This is a genomic window from Glutamicibacter creatinolyticus, assembly GCF_006094275.1.
Taxonomy (GTDB): domain Bacteria; phylum Actinomycetota; class Actinomycetes; order Actinomycetales; family Micrococcaceae; genus Glutamicibacter; species Glutamicibacter creatinolyticus.
Genome location: NZ_CP034412.1, coordinates 3,269,734 through 3,286,537 on the forward strand (window position 1 = coordinate 3,269,734; position 16,804 = coordinate 3,286,537).

General features: G+C 64.2%; 16 protein-coding genes. 3 read left to right on the top strand and 13 right to left on the bottom strand.

Features of this window, described 5'->3' with window-relative positions:
• Nucleotides 1–21: 21 nt before the first annotated feature.
• From GcLGCM259_RS15010 to GcLGCM259_RS15070, 13 genes are all read right to left on the bottom strand, one after another.
• The gene (locus tag GcLGCM259_RS15010) at nt 22–723 is read right to left on the bottom strand and encodes a response regulator (RefSeq protein ID WP_138927109.1); all 702 of its coding nucleotides are present in this window, start codon (nt 721–723) and stop codon (nt 22–24) included.
• Nucleotides 711–2,018, bottom strand: a complete 1,308-nt coding sequence (locus tag GcLGCM259_RS15015; protein ID WP_138927110.1) for a sensor histidine kinase — start codon at nt 2,016–2,018, stop codon at nt 711–713. Before GcLGCM259_RS15015 ends, GcLGCM259_RS15010 begins: the two co-directional genes overlap by 13 nt.
• A gap of 56 nt (nt 2,019–2,074) precedes the next feature.
• Nucleotides 2,075–2,908: an ABC transporter permease gene (locus GcLGCM259_RS15325; protein ID WP_054821362.1), complete on the bottom strand. Its 834-nt coding sequence runs from the start codon at nt 2,906–2,908 to the stop codon at nt 2,075–2,077.
• Nucleotides 2,905–3,840, bottom strand: a complete 936-nt coding sequence (locus GcLGCM259_RS15025) for an ABC transporter ATP-binding protein (RefSeq protein ID WP_138176485.1) — start codon at nt 3,838–3,840, stop codon at nt 2,905–2,907. The genes GcLGCM259_RS15325 and GcLGCM259_RS15025 overlap by 4 nt, the downstream gene beginning before the upstream one ends.
• Nucleotides 3,841–3,944: 104 nt before the next feature.
• Nucleotides 3,945–4,955: a YdcF family protein gene (locus GcLGCM259_RS15030; protein ID WP_138927111.1), complete on the bottom strand. Its 1,011-nt coding sequence runs from the start codon at nt 4,953–4,955 to the stop codon at nt 3,945–3,947.
• 55 nt (nt 4,956–5,010) lie between these two features.
• Complete coding sequence (locus GcLGCM259_RS15035; RefSeq protein ID WP_138927112.1) at nt 5,011–6,444, bottom strand: phytoene desaturase family protein; 1,434 nt, start codon at nt 6,442–6,444, stop codon at nt 5,011–5,013.
• A complete protein-coding gene (locus GcLGCM259_RS15040; RefSeq protein WP_138927113.1) occupies nt 6,441–7,925 on the bottom strand; it encodes a glycosyltransferase family 87 protein in 1,485 nt (494 codons plus the stop codon). The genes GcLGCM259_RS15035 and GcLGCM259_RS15040 overlap by 4 nt, the downstream gene beginning before the upstream one ends.
• 505 nt (nt 7,926–8,430) lie before the next feature.
• Nucleotides 8,431–8,826, bottom strand: coding sequence for an ATP-binding cassette domain-containing protein (locus tag GcLGCM259_RS15045; protein ID WP_138927300.1), 396 nt, complete (start codon nt 8,824–8,826; stop codon nt 8,431–8,433).
• Nucleotides 8,733–9,722 (bottom strand): IS481-like element IS5564 family transposase, encoded by a 990-nt coding sequence (locus tag GcLGCM259_RS15050; RefSeq protein WP_011113072.1) that lies wholly within the window; start codon nt 9,720–9,722, stop codon nt 8,733–8,735. The genes GcLGCM259_RS15045 and GcLGCM259_RS15050 overlap by 94 nt, the downstream gene beginning before the upstream one ends.
• The gene (cmx, locus tag GcLGCM259_RS15055) at nt 9,722–10,897 is read right to left on the bottom strand and encodes a chloramphenicol efflux MFS transporter Cmx (RefSeq protein WP_005297378.1); all 1,176 of its coding nucleotides are present in this window, start codon (nt 10,895–10,897) and stop codon (nt 9,722–9,724) included. The genes GcLGCM259_RS15050 and cmx overlap by 1 nt, the downstream gene beginning before the upstream one ends.
• 21 nt (nt 10,898–10,918) lie before the next feature.
• On the bottom strand, nt 10,919–10,972 hold the full coding sequence (locus GcLGCM259_RS15860) for a chloramphenicol resistance leader peptide (RefSeq protein WP_011113070.1): 54 nt from the start codon (nt 10,970–10,972) through the stop codon (nt 10,919–10,921).
• Between the two features lie 115 nt (nt 10,973–11,087).
• Nucleotides 11,088–11,519, bottom strand: a complete 432-nt coding sequence (locus GcLGCM259_RS15065) for an ATP-binding cassette domain-containing protein (RefSeq protein ID WP_175419468.1) — start codon at nt 11,517–11,519, stop codon at nt 11,088–11,090.
• Nucleotides 11,520–11,578: 59 nt separating this feature from the next.
• On the bottom strand, nt 11,579–13,522 hold the full coding sequence (locus GcLGCM259_RS15070; RefSeq protein WP_138927114.1) for a bacteriocin-associated integral membrane family protein: 1,944 nt from the start codon (nt 13,520–13,522) through the stop codon (nt 11,579–11,581).
• A gap of 366 nt (nt 13,523–13,888) precedes the next feature.
• Between GcLGCM259_RS15070 and GcLGCM259_RS15075 the strand changes: the two genes are divergently transcribed.
• The 3 genes from GcLGCM259_RS15075 (at nt 13,889) to GcLGCM259_RS15085 (ending at nt 16,703) form a co-directional block, all read left to right on the top strand.
• Nucleotides 13,889–14,503 (top strand): TetR/AcrR family transcriptional regulator, encoded by a 615-nt coding sequence (locus GcLGCM259_RS15075; RefSeq protein ID WP_217496544.1) that lies wholly within the window; start codon nt 13,889–13,891, stop codon nt 14,501–14,503.
• An 81-nt stretch (nt 14,504–14,584) separates the two neighbouring features.
• The gene (locus GcLGCM259_RS15080) at nt 14,585–15,742 is read left to right on the top strand and encodes an acylneuraminate cytidylyltransferase (RefSeq protein WP_138927115.1); all 1,158 of its coding nucleotides are present in this window, start codon (nt 14,585–14,587) and stop codon (nt 15,740–15,742) included.
• A gap of 67 nt (nt 15,743–15,809) precedes the next feature.
• Complete coding sequence (locus tag GcLGCM259_RS15085; RefSeq protein ID WP_054821843.1) at nt 15,810–16,703, top strand: N-acetylneuraminate synthase family protein; 894 nt, start codon at nt 15,810–15,812, stop codon at nt 16,701–16,703.
• Nucleotides 16,704–16,804 lie beyond the last annotated feature (101 nt).

A 16,804-nucleotide genomic window follows, 5' to 3' on the forward strand; every position in this document is an offset into this window, starting at 1 on the left:
CACGGACCGTCGGGGGTTCGCTTAGTAGTCCAGGCCCTGGGAGGGGATCACCAGCCCGGTCTCATAGGCGTAGACCACCGCCTGCACGCGGTCACGCAGGTGCAGTTTTGTCAGGATGCGGCGCACATGGGTTTTCACGGTCGCCTCGGAGAGGAAGAACCGGTGGGCGATCTCCGCATTGGACAGCCCCTCGGCGAGCGCGCGCAGCACCTCCTGCTCGCGCGGGGTCAGGTCATCGAGCAACGGGTCGCGTTCCGGGGTCCCGGCCGGGCGGGCCGGGGAACCCCCCGCGGCGGTGCGCACATAGGTTTCCAGCAGCCGGGCTGTCACCCGCGGGGCGACGACCGCGTCCCCGCTGGCGACCAGGCGGACCGCGGAAACCAGTTCCTCGGGGGCCACGTCCTTGAGCAGGAAGGCGCTGGCCCCGGCCTGCAGCCCGGAGAACGCGTACTCGTCGAGGTCGAAGGTGGTCAGGATGATGATCTTGGTTTCCGGGTGGGCCTTGGCCAGCCGCTCGGTGGCCTCGATGCCGTCCATCCGGGGCATGCGCACGTCCATGAGCACCACGTCGGGGGCCAGGGTTTCGGCCTGGGTCAGCGCCTCGAGCCCGTCGGCGGCCTCCCCCACGATCCGCATGTCCTGCTCCCCCTCCAGGATGAGCCGGAAGCCCATGCGCAGCAGCGGCTGGTCATCGACCAGCATCACCTTGATCATCTGTTCCATTGGGACTCCTCCTTGGGTGTGGTGCGCTGGGGCGCGTCGGTGTCGGGCAGCTGCAGGCAGGCCTTGACGATCCACCCGCCGTGGGCGCCGGGTCCGGCGTTGACGCCCCCGCCGAACAGTGCGGCCCGTTCGCGCATGCCACGCAGCCCCTGCCCGGAGCCGGCGCTGGGCCCGCCGCTTCCCTGTCCGTTGTCCACCACCTCGATGCGCAGTGCCTGCCGGTCCCGGTCCAGGCGCACCGAGACGGCGGTGACGTTTCGAGCGTAGCGCAGCGCGTTGGTCAGCGACTCCTGCACAATGCGGTGCACGGTGAGCTGGAAGGCGGCGTCCTCCGGCAGCGGCTCACCGGTGTAGGTGTAGGTCAATGGCAGGCCGGCGACCCGGAAGCCCTCCAGCATCTGGGCCATGGACCCCTCGGTGGGCTGCGGGGCCAGCTCCCCGCCCTCGGTGTTGCGCAGCACCCCCAGCATCCGGCGCATGTCGGCCAGGGCGGCCCGCCCGGTGCCGGAGAGTTCGCTGAGCACCGATTCGGCGCGGGCCGCGTCCTTGCGCCCCACCACCCGGGCTCCGTCGGACAGGGCGATCATCACCGACAGCGAGTGGGCGACGACATCATGCATCTCCCGGGCGATGCGGTTGCGTTCCTGCACCTGGGCCAGGCGGGAGACCTGGGAGGCCCAGTGGTTCAGCTCGGCCTCGTGGATCCTCGAGTTGCGCACGTTCAGCCCGATGATGGCGGCGGTGAGGTACACGGTGGCCAGCAGACCGCCGGCCACCCCCAGGAACAGTGCCTGTCCGCCGTAGTCGTCCACGGTGGTGCCGTCCTCGAAGACCAGTCCGCTGGTGCCGGGGTAGCCAATAACCAGCAGCAACAGCAGCTGGAACGCGGCGGCCAGCACCGCCAGCGGGATGGAGCGCTTGCCCGAATAGTTCGTTCCCACGCTGTACAGGGCGATGATCATCCCCACCCCGGAGTAGCTGGCGTCGTTGCCTGCCAGTACCATTCCGGCGCAGTCCAGCACGAATACGATCACCAGCACGCTCATCGGCGCCCGATTGCGCCACAGCAGGGCCACGCCGACCGCGAGCATCAGCAGCAGCACCCCGACCGGGTTGAAGTCGCTGATGTAGGCGGCCGGTACGAAGGAGAGCAGGCTCAGGAACAGGTACACCGCCGAGGTGCCCACGGCGACGAACACCGGGTGCTGGCGCAGGTAGCGGCGGATCCAGCCCACCCGCTTGGCGGTGATCGCGTCGAAGGAGACCACCGGGTCGGCGGTATCGGACTGGCTCATGATCCCCAATATAGTCCCTGGCCAGTGCGTCCGCTCCGGGTGCCGCGGGCGGTCACCTAGATGTCCCGGGCCTTGAGCAGGATCCCGGCCAGCACCAGCGGGATCAGCATCCAGCCGCCCACCACCAGCAGCTGCTGCCAGGTTTCCCAGTCCGAGGGGTAGCTCAACGGCAGGGCCAGGGACATGCCAGCCTGGTCGGGCAGGAACGGGGCGACCTTCTGGAACCAGTCCACCAGCGAGGCGATGATGCTGGTGGCGATCGGCACCACGAAGAACAGGGCCACCAGCACCGTGATGCCCCCGGCCGAGTTGCGCAGCATGGTGCCCAGCGCCAGCCCGATCATCGTCACCATAACCAGGTACAGGGTGCCGAACCACATGGCGCGCTGGAACGGTTCGGAGGTGAAGTTCAGCGGCATCGAATACATCTGGGCCAGCGGCTTGCACACCAGGTAGGATAGGGCGAAGGAGGCCAGGCCCACCACGACGGTCACCCCGGTCATCAGCAGCGCCTTGGCCGTGAGCACCCGCAAGCGCTGCGGGCTGGCCAGGAAGGTGCTCACCGCGGAACCGGTGGTGAACTCCCCGCTCATCAACAGCACGGCCAACGCGCCGATGATCAGCTGGGCGAAGGAGAGCCCGGAACCGATCATTTCGGCCACGAACCCCTCCGAGGCCATGTCCGGCATGCCCGGGGTGCCGGCGGCCGGCGTGCCGGCGACCATCCCCACGCTCCACAGCACCAGGGCCGCGAAGCCGACCATCACCAGGATGGAGACGGCCACCAGGATCCGGGTGGAGGTCAGGGCGAAGAACTTGATCGCCTCCCCGCGCAACACGCCCCAGAGGCTGACGTTGCCGCCCAGAACGGGCACTGCGTGCTTGCTCATCGGTGGTCCCTTCGTGCTGCCAGTTCCTGCTCGGACTGGGTCTGGTATTCGATTGCGTCGCGGGTCAGCTCCATGTAGGCGTCCTCCAGGGTGCGCTGCAGCGGACGCAGTTCGCTGAGCACCACCCCGGTTTCCAGGGCGCGGCGCCCAATGTCCTGGGAGCTGGGCCCGTAGACCTTCAGCGTGGTGGCGTCCTCGCGCACCAGCTGGACCCCCTCGGCCGCCAGCGCGTTCATCAGCACCTCCAGCTGCTCGGACTTCACCAGGGTCTGGCGCACCTCGGCCTCCAGGAACTGGCTGATCGGGGCGTCGGCCATGATCCGTCCGCGCCCAATCACGATCAGGTGGTCGGCGGTCTGCGCCATCTCGCTCATCAGGTGGGAGGAGATGAACACGGTCTTACCCTCGGAGGCCTGGTGGCGGGCCAGGGTGCGCACCCAGGCCACCCCTTCCGGGTCCAGGCCGTTGACCGGCTCATCCAGGATCAGCACCCGCGGGTCCCCCAGCAGGGCGGTGGCGATCCCCAGCCGCTGGCCCATGCCCAGGGAGAAGCCGCCGACCTTCTTGCGCGCCACCTGGCGCAGCCCGGTCAGCTCCAGCACCTCATCCACCCGGGAAAAGCTGATCCCGTGGGTGGCGGCCATGGCGCGCAGGTGGGAGCGCGGGGTCAGTGACTTGTGCACGCTCTTGGCCTCCAGCAGCGTGCCCACCTCGGTCAGCGGGTGGCGGGATTCGCCCAGGCGGCGGCCGTTGACGGTCACCTGCCCGGCACTGGGGCGGGCCAGTCCCACCGCCATGCGCATGGTGGTGGACTTGCCGGCGCCGTTGGGGCCGAGGAACCCGGTGACCATCCCGGGCTGGACCGTAAAGGAGACGTTGTCCACCGCGGTCTTCGCGCCATATCTCTTGGTTAGCTGCTGGGCCTGAATCATGCTTCCAGCCTAGGCTCTGCCCGTCGGGCGGTCACCGCCCGCAATGTTGATTTTGCTGATCCCCCATAAGGATGAGTTCACCCCGCCCCGGGCGGGGACCGGGTCTAGCTCAGCGACTGGTTCAGCGAAAAGACCAGCCCGAAGATCAGCACCGCGGCAAAGGGCAGGGCCAGCACCACGAAGGTCTTCCACTGGTCGCGGGCGATGGCGATGAATTCGCGCAAAAATGCGCTGGGCCGGTAGTAGGCGGCGGTCTTGCCGCCGAAGGAGGCGGCGTCGTAGCCCAGCTGGCGGGAGGCCAGGGCGGCGCGCAGGCTGTGGTAGTCGCTGGTGACGATCCACAGGCACTCCTCCCGGCCCTGCTCCCGGAGCAGCTGATGGGAGTACTTCAGGTTCTCCACCGTGTCCCGGGCCCGGTCCTCCACCAGGATCCGCTGCCGGTCAATCCCCTGCTCCTGCAGGTAGCGGGCCATGCTCACGCCCTCCGGCTCCGCTTCGTCACCCCCCTTGCCGCCGCTGGGCACAATCCAGGAGCTTTCCGGCGGCAGGCGGCGGAAGAGCTCAATCCCCTTGTCCAGCCGTCCGCGCAGCAGCGCCGGCACCTTGCCGTCGATTGTTCGCGAGCCGAGCACCACAATCCCCGAGGGGTCCTGGTAGACCGGGAACTTGGCGTACACCCAGGCGTAGAGCAGCACCATGGCGAACATCATGGCGGTGAACACCGAGCCCATGAACAGCACGAACGCGCTGACCAGCCCCAGCCAGTGGTGGGAGAGCACCAGCAGCACCGCCAGCGCCGGAAGCCCCAGCACCAGCAGCCCGGCGATCAGCGAGAGCAGGTTGCCCAGCCGGGCCCCCTCCCGGCGCCACATCAGCACCCCGTTGTAGATCAGCACCCCGGCGAAGATCAGGACCATCAGCGGCAGCGAGAACAGCAGCAGCGCCAGCACGAATCCGGCCCCGGGCACCGTGCTGGACAGCGCCTCGGTGATGCTGCTCAGCGTCAGCAGCACCGCTGGCAGCAGGACGGCGGCGTTGATCAGTCGGCGCGGTTCGGAGCGGTACATCCAGATGAAGACGATCCACAAGGTGGCAAGGGTGATCAGTGTGGCCATGCCTCGATCCTATTTCATCACCGGTTTCCGCGGCCGGACATGGCGCTGCCGGGGCTCAGCGGATCCCGAACTCATGTGACAGCATGGCCTTGGCCCCCAGGTAACCGCCCATGCCGTGCACCGACGGGCCCGGCGGGGTGGCCGAGGAGACCAGGTACAGTCCCTTGGACTGCAGCCACCACGGATTGGTGCTGACCCGGGGGCGCCGGACACTGCCCAGCAGATCCATGGTGCCCCCGGACAGGTCGCCGCCCACCAGGGCAGGGTTTTGCCGCTGCAGTCCGCGCGCGGTGCGCACATGCTGTTCGAGCACCACGTCCCGGAAGCCGGGGGCGGCAGCTTCAAGCTGGGCTGTGATGCGCGGTGCCATGTTGGCATCGGAGCCCAGCGGGACATGGCAGTAGGCCCATAGCACCTGCTGCCCGCCCGGGGCCCGGGTGTGGTCAAACTGTGAGGGCTGGGAGACCAGCACGAACGGATGATCGGCGGGACGGCGGCGACTTTCCCGTTCGGTGCGCAGCACCTGCCGGGCGGTACCGGCCAGGTGGATGGTGCCGGCCTGGGCCAGCAGCGGATCCCTCCAGGGCACCGGTTCACGCAGCACATAGTGCACTACGCAACTGCCTGGGGAACGCCGGGGATTCGCCAGCCGCTGTGCCAGGGCATGCGGAATCCGACCTCGCCCGAGCCGGGCGGCGGTTTCCGGGGAGGTGTCCAGCAAGATGGTCTGCGCGTCCAGTTCCCCGAGTTCTTCGATGCGGCGCCCGATTTCAATCCGTCCTCCGTGGGCCCTCAACTCGGTGGCCAGCGCCTGGCTGATCGCCTGGGAGCCGCCCCGGGGTATCGGCCACCCGCCCGCGTGGGCAGCAGCCGCCAGAAACAATCCGGCTCCGGCACCGGCCGGTCCGCGCGAACCACCGGCCACATGGGCGGCGCAGCCGGCCAGCAGCGCGGCCGCCTTCGGGTAGCGCCGGCTCAATGTCTGTTGCAGACCCATCCCGCCCAGGGTCGCGGCCCCAAACGCGGCCAGCGTTCCAGGATGGGCAGGTAGTCGCAGCAACGGATTCAGCAGGGTGCCCCCCAGCTGGTTAATCCGCTGCACGAGCGGGCCCAGGAGTCCGGCGAAGACCGCGCCCTGACCAGGGGCCAGGTTCGAGCCCGAGGCCAGGTGCTCTACGGTCCGGTCCAGATCCTGCCAGGCGTAGGCGGTGCGCTGGTCGAGCACGTGGGCGTAGGACATCTGGGGCACAAGGAAGTCCACTCGTTCGCGGACCTTCAGGTCGGCGAACGCCGGGGAGAGCAAAGCCATGGGGTGCACCGCGCTACCCACATCGAAGACCGCCTCGGACCCGTCCAGGGGGATGGTGCGCGCGGCGCCGCCGATGGTGGTGTTGGCCTCGTAAACCGTGACATCCAGGCCTGCCCGTGCCGCCACACACCCCGCCGCCAGCCCATTGGGTCCGGCCCCGACCACGGCGACCCGGCTCATTCAGCGCTCCTGCCGCCGGCGGAGGTGGTGGCTTCGGAAGCGGTGCTCCCACGCCGACTCCGCATAATGCTCCAACTGATCCGATCATCCGCCCCGGCGAACTCGCCCGCTTGCGGATCCTCCTGACCCACCGCTCTGACTGGGTCATATTCCGGCTTTAGAATACTTTGAATGACACGGAACATAAGGTATCCGAGCATGAACATATGGGCCAGGACCAACACGACGTAACCCGACTCGGGGAACGCGTGATTGGCCTCCACCTCCGAGGAGTAGCTGTGGATGTAGAACCACAACCCATAAAAGTGCAGCACCTCCACCGCCATCCACACAGTGAATTCCTTCCACCGCGGCAACGCCAGGGCAAAGAGCGGAATAAGCCACACGATGAACTGCGGCGAATACACCTTGTTCACCAGCACGAACGATCCCACAATCAGGAACACCAGGCTCGCCACTCGCGGACGCTGCCGGGCGAAGAAGGTCAACAACGCCACCGCCACGCAGGCCAGGAAGAACAGAACCAGCCCCAACCGGGAGATGGCATGGGCCTCCAAATGCGCCATCCCCGGCACCTTGGCGGCGACAATGTTCCACACGTGCCAGAAACTGGATAGTCCGGCACCGCGTTCGGAAGTGAACTTGAAGAAGTGGGCGAAGGACTCCGGGAAGGCCACGGCGTAGGGGATGTTGACCGCCAGCCACGCCGCCAATGCCGACCCGCCGGTCACGGCAAAAACCCGAAGCTTGCCGGTGCGCAGCGCAAGGACAAGCACGGCGCCCAGGAACAGGACCGGGTACAGTTTTGTGGCGGTCCCCAAACCAATGAGCACCCCCGCCAACACCAGGTGCCGACGTGCAAAGCTGAGCATCCCCAGCGCAAGCAGGGCCACTGCCCACATGTCCCAGTTGATGCTTGCCGTCAAGATCATCCCGGGGGCAATGGCGACCATGGCCGCATCCCACGGACGACGCCCGGCCATGCGGGCAGTGCACAGTACGGTCACCAGCCAGAGCACCGAAACCAGGACCAGGTTGAAGTCAAAGTACAACAAGGCGCGGTTCACTGCCGTCTCCGGAACCAGGGCCGCCACCCCGGAAGCGGCCGCGCTCATCAGCACCGGGTACTCGAATTCGGCTCCCGCGCTGAAAGGGGCCCACGGATTTTCGGCAAAGCCCCGCGCCCCGAAGAGCGGAACCCAGTCGGTGTAGCAGGCCATGAGGTAGGGATTCTGCCCCGTCCAGCCGTTGACGCGGCAGGGGTTCTTGGCCAGTAGCATCAAAAGCGAACCGATGACGGTGAGGATGATCAGCACCCGTTCGACCGTAAAAATCCCCGGGCTCACCCGCCCGGGATCGCTGCGCCGTCCCAATGGACCACCAATAACGCGAGTGAACTGACGCAGGAAGGCGTCACTGCGCGAGGGCACGGTGATCCGCCACGGCTGGCGGGTCTGCTGTCGCTTTCTTGGCTCACCCATGATCCCCACCCTAGTTGTTGGAAATGGCGAAGACCCGCATCAGGCCCGCTTGTCCTGCATGTGTTAACCCATGACCCCCGCGTCCCACCGCTTCCTGGGCGTCGCTGCCTTTCCCCCCCCGTACGAGTTAATGGAGCTGCCCAAGACGTTAGGTGTGACCAGACGACCTCCGGCTTTGACTTACCTTAATCTTCATCTTGGAGAACAGTTAAAAGCAGTCAAACAAGTTTCGCCGCTATGGCAGATTACTTGTTAGAGACGGAAAAGAGCCGGTTTCTGCTTCTAAAGGAGCTTCTCCGTCACTCAACGATGAGGTGCAGTCATTTGACCCGGGTCTTCGAGTCGAACCGCGCGGTGATTTATGAGTGGACTCGGTTACAGTGCTTCGTCCAGACCGAGACCTGATACCCGACGGCTGCGCTGCTCTACGGTGCACGACTTTTATTGGTCTCCAAAACCACTTCAAGCGCCCGTATCAAGTTAATCGACACTCATTTCTCAGGACCTAGTGAGATTGGGGGGGAACCAAGCGGACAAGGGTGTCACATGCGTCCATGGCCTGTTCATCATGAGTAGCAAGTACGACAGTTGCCCCAGCGCGTGCTCTTTCTTCCAGCAGGCGAATCACCATCGAGCGATTTTTTTCATCAAGAGACGCCGTCGGTTCGTCCGCAAAGACACAAGTGGCTTCCTTCGCTATGGCCCGAGCTAACCCAACTCGCTGCTTCTCACCACCGCTCAGGCGTGAAATCGTTTCCGACTCGCGACCATCCAGTCCTACTGCTTCGAGGGCTGACTGGATCCGCTCTAGGTGTGATGTCCAGGGACGTTGTTGAGTCGGTCGAAGGGTACGCCGCCAATCGCAGAGTGGTGTCGGTGGTGGTTGTAGAAGTGGAGCCAGCCGGGCAGCGCCAGGCGTCGTTCGGCCTCTGAACCGTAAAACCTGGCATAGGCCCAGCCGTCCCCGAGCGTGCGGTGGAATCGCTCGATCTTCCCGTTCGTCTGCGGCCGGTAGGGGCGTGTCCGCTTGTGTCGGATGCCGAGCCGAGCGCAGAAGTCCCTCCATGCGTGGGATCTGTATGCCGACCCGTTGTCGGATAGGACTCGCTCGACGGTCACGCCTCGTTCGGCGAACCAGGCCACGGCGCGTTCGAGAACTCCCACCGCTGTGCTCGCCTGCTCATCCGACCAGATTTCTGCGTATGCGACGCGGGAGTGGTCGTCGATGACTGTGTGAACGAACGCCGTCCCGGTGCGCGGCTTGTGATCTTTTCCTCGTGGTAATCCCGGAGTCGCGAGCTTGTTCCGTGCGCCTTGCTGCCGACCTACGTAACGATGTCCACCGCCGTCGGGGATGTTGCCGAACTTCGTGACATCGACATGAATCAACGATCCCGGATGAGGATGCTCATATCGCCGCAATGGCTCGCCAGTGACACGATCGATATGCGAGAGGCGGTTCACGCGGCAACGGACGAGGACCGCGTGAACAGTCGACGTCGAGAGACCAAGTCGCGCAGCGATCTGGGCTGGCCCCAGTCGAAGCCGCCAGCGCAGGTTGATGATCTTCTTCTTGACATGCTCGGGCGTCCTGCCTGGGATCCGGTGCGGCTTGCTGGAGCGATCCTGCATCCCAAACTCACCCTCTTCCCGGTAGCGGCCTGCCCATTTCCGGGCAGTGATCGGGGAGACCATGAACATCTTTGCGGCGATCGTGGCCGGATAGCCGTCTTCGACAATCAGCCGAGCTAACCGGAGACGGGCACGAGGAGTGAGAAGAGCGTTCGGATGGGTCATCAATTGGCCTCCGCCGCGGTCTTCGTAAGCGCGCGTCTGGTGAGAAGCATGATGACGAGAGCGATCGCTGTCAGCACCGAAGCGACCCAAACCGGCGCGAGCAGCCCCAGCCCGGTCGCGAGCCCGAGCGCACCAAGCACGGGCCCCGCTGCAGCTCCGATATTCAATGCTGCGGTTGCGTACGAACCGCCCATCGTTGGCGCACCCGATGCTGCATACAGCACACGCGTGATCAGAGTACTGCCGACGCCGAACGACAGGAATCCCTGAACGAGGACGAGGACGATAAGCGCAACGGGATGAGATGCGACCACTGCCAACACGATCCAGCCTGTCAGCAATAGCGGTCCGCCGACTGCGAGCACGAGGCCAGGTCGTTGATCTGATAGTCGTCCTGCGATCGTGACGCCAAGGAACGATCCGATGCCGAACATCACCAGCGCGACGGACACCCACGCTTCGGCCAAGCCCGCGGTCTCGGTCACGATGGGTGCCAGGAAGGTGAATGCCGCAAAGGTCCCTCCGTTGATCAGCGCTCCGAGTGCCATGGCCAGGATGAGCCGCGGCGTCGCCAACTGGCTGAGCTCGACACGGAGCCTTGGTGAGGTCGCGCTAGTCTCGCTCCGACCAACATTGTTCGTGACGCCACGAATGACTCCAACGGCCGCGGGAATACAGAGGATGGCGATCGCCCAGAACGTCGTTCGCCAGCCCAGCGCTGTGCCGAGCAGTGCCCCGGCGGGGACGCCCACGACGGTTGCGATCGTCGTGCCGGAGAGCAGGATCGACAGTGCACGCCCCTTCTGGTTCGCTGGCACGAGGGTAGTGGCCGTGCTCAGTGCTACGGCGAGGAATCCTGCGTTTGCGAGAGCGCTGAGCACCCGGGTGATGAGCAGGAGAGAGAACACTGGTGTCATCGCTCCGATGACGTGGCTTCCCGCGAACACGAGAAGGCAAACGATCAATGTGAGCCGCGGTGGCCAACGGCGAGCGAATGCCGCCATCACTGGCGCGCCGACGACCATACCGACTGCGAATGCGGAGGTCAGCAGGCCCGCAGTGCCGACCGAGACGTCAAGTTCGGTCGCGATCGCGGGGAGCAATCCCGCGAGCATGAATTCTGAAGTGCCCATGACGAAGACCGCCAGGGCAAGCATGTAGAGGGCAAAAGGCATCGAGTACTCCGAGGTGTGAGATCAAGAAATGGTTCTTCTTGTCACCACGGCCAGCGCCCCGGGTACGCCAGACATACGCCCACACAGATCGTGGGCGTCGTAACTAGTGGTTCAAGGGGCTGGCGGTGTGACCGACAACCCCTGACCTGTCTGATTCGGGACTCGACATGCCCCAAACTCTAACATGCCTTCAATGGCAAGCGGTCTGGACAGATACTTCTTGAATCGGCACGGTGTCATTACGGGCGGGGGCCAGAACAACGTCCCTGGACATCACATCTAGGTGCATCTTTCGGCGACGTGACCCCAGTCCGATTCCTACGTTGTACAACACCGTTTCTTCATCCACCAGCCCGTAGTCTTGAAAGATGAATGCAGCGTGGTCTCGCCAAAAGTGTCTGCGTCGCTTATCTGTCCATTTTGTGGCGTCCTCCTCGTTCACTTGGATCATGCCCTCGTCCGGGACAACCAGCAGACCCAGGCAATGCAATGCCGTCGTCTTCCCTGCGCCACTGACACCGACGAGCCCCGTCACTTCTCCGGGTCGACAAGTCACATTGATGTTAGACAAAACCACTTTGTGCGCAGCTTTGACACTGACTTGAGATAGTTGTAATTCCACAGTTCTCCACAAAAGATAGGCAAAAGGCGACGGTCGATACGAGTAGGTTACAAGTAGTCTCAGGGACCTCTACTGATCAAACTCGTGAACCGTCTGCGTAGCGCTCGGACGTGCAATTGCATGCTCAGCGGCAAATAGAGCATTGGCAAGAGCAATACCCACCAAGGTGAAAGACCTAATTGAACGAGGAATAGCACGCCGAAAACAGATATGAATGCCGCGGAAACGCATTCCCACAGCAGTCGGCGGCGCGCGATCCAGGCCCAACTATAGCCAGTTGTCCGGAGCACAAAGATCCGTCGAGAAAGCCTCCCAGCCCAGACCTCCGCGCCGACAGCGGTACTCAGCGCCAATGCAGCTAGGACAAGCCCCAGAGACAGCCACCTTAACCACATCGTTTGATTCAGTAGCTGTGCTCTGAGCATGCCAGCGTCGGCCGCGCGATCAACCGACAGAATTACGTCGCCAGCTCCATGACGATCAAACGCCTGCCGCACAGCATCGGTATTCCCAAAAATGACATTGCCGGTGGAAATGGAAGACAACAACAAATTTCCCGTAAGAGCTTCACCTGCATTCTCCACGACTAGCACCACTGGGTCCCGATAGAATTCGAGTTCTCCCGTAGCTCCATCAATCGCTGCCAGTGGCTTTGATCCTTGCCAACGCACGAAGTGCACATCAGGGGCATCTAGTCCCGCAGAATCCGCCAACCACAAAGGTAGCGAGTCTCTCATAATCTCTGCGGCTTCTGCGGAAAGCTCCGTCTCTCGCGCAGGTATCCAATCAGGTCCTCCGACCGGACCGATACCCATGAGTTCTAAAAACGCTTGATCGGTAACAATCAGCGAAAGCGTAGGTTCTCCCGCACCAGGCTCGTTAGGTCCCGAATACACATTCAGGGCTTTGGAAAAAGCGAGTTGCTCCTTGCTGGAGAGGTCTATGGCAGCTTCCCGAGTTGGTTCCTCCAACTCTTCAGCTGCTGACAGGGAACGGATTGAGACCCACCCATCCAAGTGCGACCATTCTTGGGCCTGATCTGCTGCGTGTTGAGTTCCAATCAGACCTGCAACGAGGAAGGGTAGCGCCAGCGCCGTAATGGCTACCGACAACAGGCGTAGTGCTTCGCTGGGAAGACCGAAACCCGCTCCAGGCAATTCCCGACGTGCGATAGCTTGTCTAGTAGGCCAAGACAGCGCGACGGCAAACGCCCATGTTAACAAGGCAAGAAAAATCAACAGCATCTGCCCGATCAACAGAGGAACCATAAACCTGCTGGCGTACTGCAGACCACTCACCACGAACACGGCAAATATAGAGATGACCGAGAGAAGAGCTATAGGGACCACGACCCACCGTACGAGAACGCTGGCATCTTCCTTAAGGATTTCGGTGGTGGATTCCCCAGCCAGGAACTGGAGATCATGTCGTCGAGCCCGCGATAACACCCACATCAGGACACTTGTGACCAATAAGACTCCAGATGTCAGAAGCGCTAAGGCAGCCCCACTTTCCACCAAAGACTGCAAGAGCATGTGCCGCCAATCAAAGGCTGTCCACCAGGCCTGACCTCCCAGACTCTCGACGACATCGGTAAACGACTGCCGCTCGGCCATATTCGCGCCCACCGGCACGTAAGACGCTGCCAAATTGTGATCGCCCAATTCCGATGCGGACAGAAATTCGGTGTGTTGCCAGGGTAGAAAAGGCTTCTGTCCAGTGACGCCGTCAGAGGAATCCGGGCCGATTGTGTAAAAGGTGCGTGCATTAGGATCCTCGTCGGCCGGGGCTTGCAAGAAAAGCGAGACTTCGGTTCTTGCACTCCACTCCGTGAGCTCCTGTAAAACTTGTGTACGAGGTGCGGGGGAATCCTCAAGAGATATCAGCACTGTTGCGTCGCTACCCAACGGGAAATAGCGATCAGCGGTATTGACGAAAATTGCGGCTAGAAGCGCGAGAAGCGATGCTGCAATGAGGGAGGCTGCCGTCACTAATTTCGTCACTAAGTCTTAATCCTCAATCTAAATTTAAGCAGGAAAAGTAAGCCGTACTCGACTATAAAGAGTCCGCTAGTGCTTCACGAAAACCAGGATGCAACTTACCGCGTGCTGCAATTGGCGGTGAACCGCCGACCGGCGGAAGGTAAACCGGACGCCGACTCAAGCACTGCCAGCAACCCACCCGCCAATCCCCGGGCTTCCAGCTTGTCTTGGGCCGCAAGGACTGTGGGTGGCTTTCTGAACCAAATGGACGGGGCATTTCCAGCCCGCGTTGAATTCCCTCCCCGGCGAAACCTGTCACCAGCGAAGAACCAGGCGCTCGAGCAGCACTTGCGCCGCCCGTCAGGGAGGTTTCTGAAGATACAGGACATGCAATCTACTGTCGGCACGTTGGCCAACTTCCGACCCGCCTATAGTGAGGACATGGAAACGGGGCAGCAGCGGGCCATGGACGCGGCCATTGAACTGGTGGGGACCCAGGGGCTGCGTGCCCTGACCCATCGTCGGGTGGATGAACATGCCGGTCTGCCCGCGGGTTCCACCTCCAACTACGCCCGCACCCGGGCGGCCCTGGTACATGCGGTCATGGATCGGATCATCGAGCTGGAAGCCCGGGCCACCGAGGCGGCCACGATGCCGGCAACGGCCGCACAGCTGCTGGAGTCCATGGCCCGGCTGATCGATGCGACCACCGGCGAGCGCCGGGTGCTGAGCACCGCGCGGCTGATCCTGTTCATGGAGGCCAGCCACGATGAGCGGTTGCGGGAACGGGTCATGGCCGGCCGGGTGATCCTCGAGCGTTTTGTCACCGCCGCCCTGCAACGCCTGGGCGCCGGGGATCCCCGGTCCGGGGCCAGCGCGCTGATGGCGTGCGCGGAGGGCATCATCCTGCACCGCATCGTTCGCCAGGACCGCTCGGATGCCCGGCCCGCGCTGCGCCTGGTGCTTTCCGGCATCCTTCCTATCGACCCGGTCGGTGCGTAGGCGGGTAATTACACCTGCACTTCACCCCGCGTTTACCCAAAGGGGGCGCAACGGTTAACTCCGGCTCCTAGCGTCAAGGACGTGAGCAATACCAACCAGCCCAGCGTCTTGGCGATCATCCCGGCCCGTGGAGGATCCAAGGCGGTACGGCTCAAGAACCTGCGCAAGGTCGGCGGCCAGAGCCTGCTGGGCCGTGCGATCCAATCGGCCCAGGCCGCGGCCTCAGTCAGCGAAGTCGTGGTCAGCACCGATCATGAACAGATCCGGCAGGAGGCCCTGGCCTACGGCGCCAGCGTTGTCGACCGCCCGGCCGAAATCGCCGGGGACACGGCCAGCAGCGAATCGGTGCTCCTGCACGTGCTCGCCCAGCGCGCGGAGCACCCGCAGATCACCCTGTTCATCCAATGCACCTCCCCCTTCATCGACCCGGCGGACCTGGATGCCGCAGTGCAGCAGGTGGCCTCCGGCAAGACCGATGTCAGCTTCGCCGCGGTCCCCGATCACGGCTTCCACTGGGGCCTGTCCCCGGAGGGCGCCGCGGTGGCCGTTGGCCACGACGCCGCCCACCGCCCACGCCGCCAGGACCGGGAACCCAGGTTTCGGGAAACCGGCGCCTTTTACGCCATGAACACCCCAGGCCTGCTGGCCAGCGGGCACCGCTTCTTCGGGACCCTGGCGATCCAGCAGGTACCGGTGGAGCACGGCATCGACATTGATTCGGAAGCCGACCTGCACTGGGCGGACCAACAGGCGACCGGCGCCGCCGGACACATCGAGGTGGATGCGGTGGTCACCGACTTCGACGGGGTGCACACCCCGGACACCGCCTATCTGGATGAGCAGGGCACCGAATCGGTGCGGGTTTCGCGTTCAGACGGGATGGGGGTCGAACGGCTGCGGGCGGCCGGGGTGAAGTTCTTGATCCTGTCCAAGGAACGCAACCGGATCGTTTCCGCCCGCGCCGCGAAGCTGCAGGTGGAGGTCGCCCAGGGCATTGAGTCCAAGGCCGAATACCTCTCACGCTGGATGGCCGATGAGTCCATCAACCCCGCCCGGGTGGCCTATCTGGGCAATGACATCAATGACGTGCCCGCCATGGAACTGGTGGGTTGGCCGGTCACCGTGGCCGATGCCCGTCCCGAGGCCCACCGTGTGGCCCGACACCGACTTACCCGTGCCGGAGGGTCCGGCGCGGTGCGTGAACTGGCCGAACTCGTGTTGGCCGCGCGCAGCAGGTAAAGACCGTCCGGGGCTGGTCCGCAGCCCCACGACCACAGACTTTCCACCACTACGAAAGGCAGTATCCATGACCACCGTGAACACCGAAATCAAGCCCGTTGCCATCGGCGAGCACCTGCTCGGTGCCGGCCAGCAAGTGTACGTGATCGGCGAAATCGGAATCAACCACAACGGTGACATCGAGATCGCCAAGCAGCTGATCGACGTGTCGGCGGCCGCCGGCGCGAACGCCGTGAAGTTCCAGAAGCGCACCCCGGAGATCTCCACCCCGATGGACATGCGCGACAAGATCCGCTCCACCCCGTGGGGCGAGATGACCTACCTGGACTACCGCTACCGGGTCGAGTTCGACCAGGCCCAGTACAAGGAGCTGATCTCCTACGCCGCCTCCAAGGGCATGCACGCCTTCGCCTCCCCCTGGGACGTTCCCTCGGTGGAGTTCATGGAGGCCCAGGGAGCGGTGACCCACAAGGTCGCCTCCGCCTCGGTCACCGACCTGGAGCTGCTGCGGGCGCTGGCCGAGACCGGCAAGCCGATCATCCTGTCCACCGGGATGTCCACCATCGAGCAGATCGACAAGGCCGTGGAAACCCTGGGCACCGACAAGCTGGTGCTGATGCACGCCACCTCCACCTACCCGCTGCCCCCGGAGGAGGCGAACCTGCGCACCATCGAGACCCTGCGCGATCGCTACCAGGTGCCGGTGGGCTACTCCGGGCACGAACGCGGCCTGCAGATCTCCCTGGCCGCCGTCGCCCTGGGCGCGGTCACCGTGGAACGCCACATCACGCTGGACCGCACCATGTGGGGCTCGGACCAGGCCTCCTCGCTGGAGCCCAAGGGCTTCGAGGCGCTGATCCGCGACATCCGCATCCTGGAGCAGGCCATGGGCGACGGGGTGAAGAAGGTCTTCCCCGGTGAGCTGGCCCCGCTCTCGCGCCTGCGCCGCGTCGACGGCTAACCCGGTCCCGCCCGGGAACCACCCCTGATTCCGGGGCCCGCCACGGGCCCCGGAATTCGCGCTTTGCCCGGCCTGGCCCGCCGCAGCCCCTCGCCCCGCCA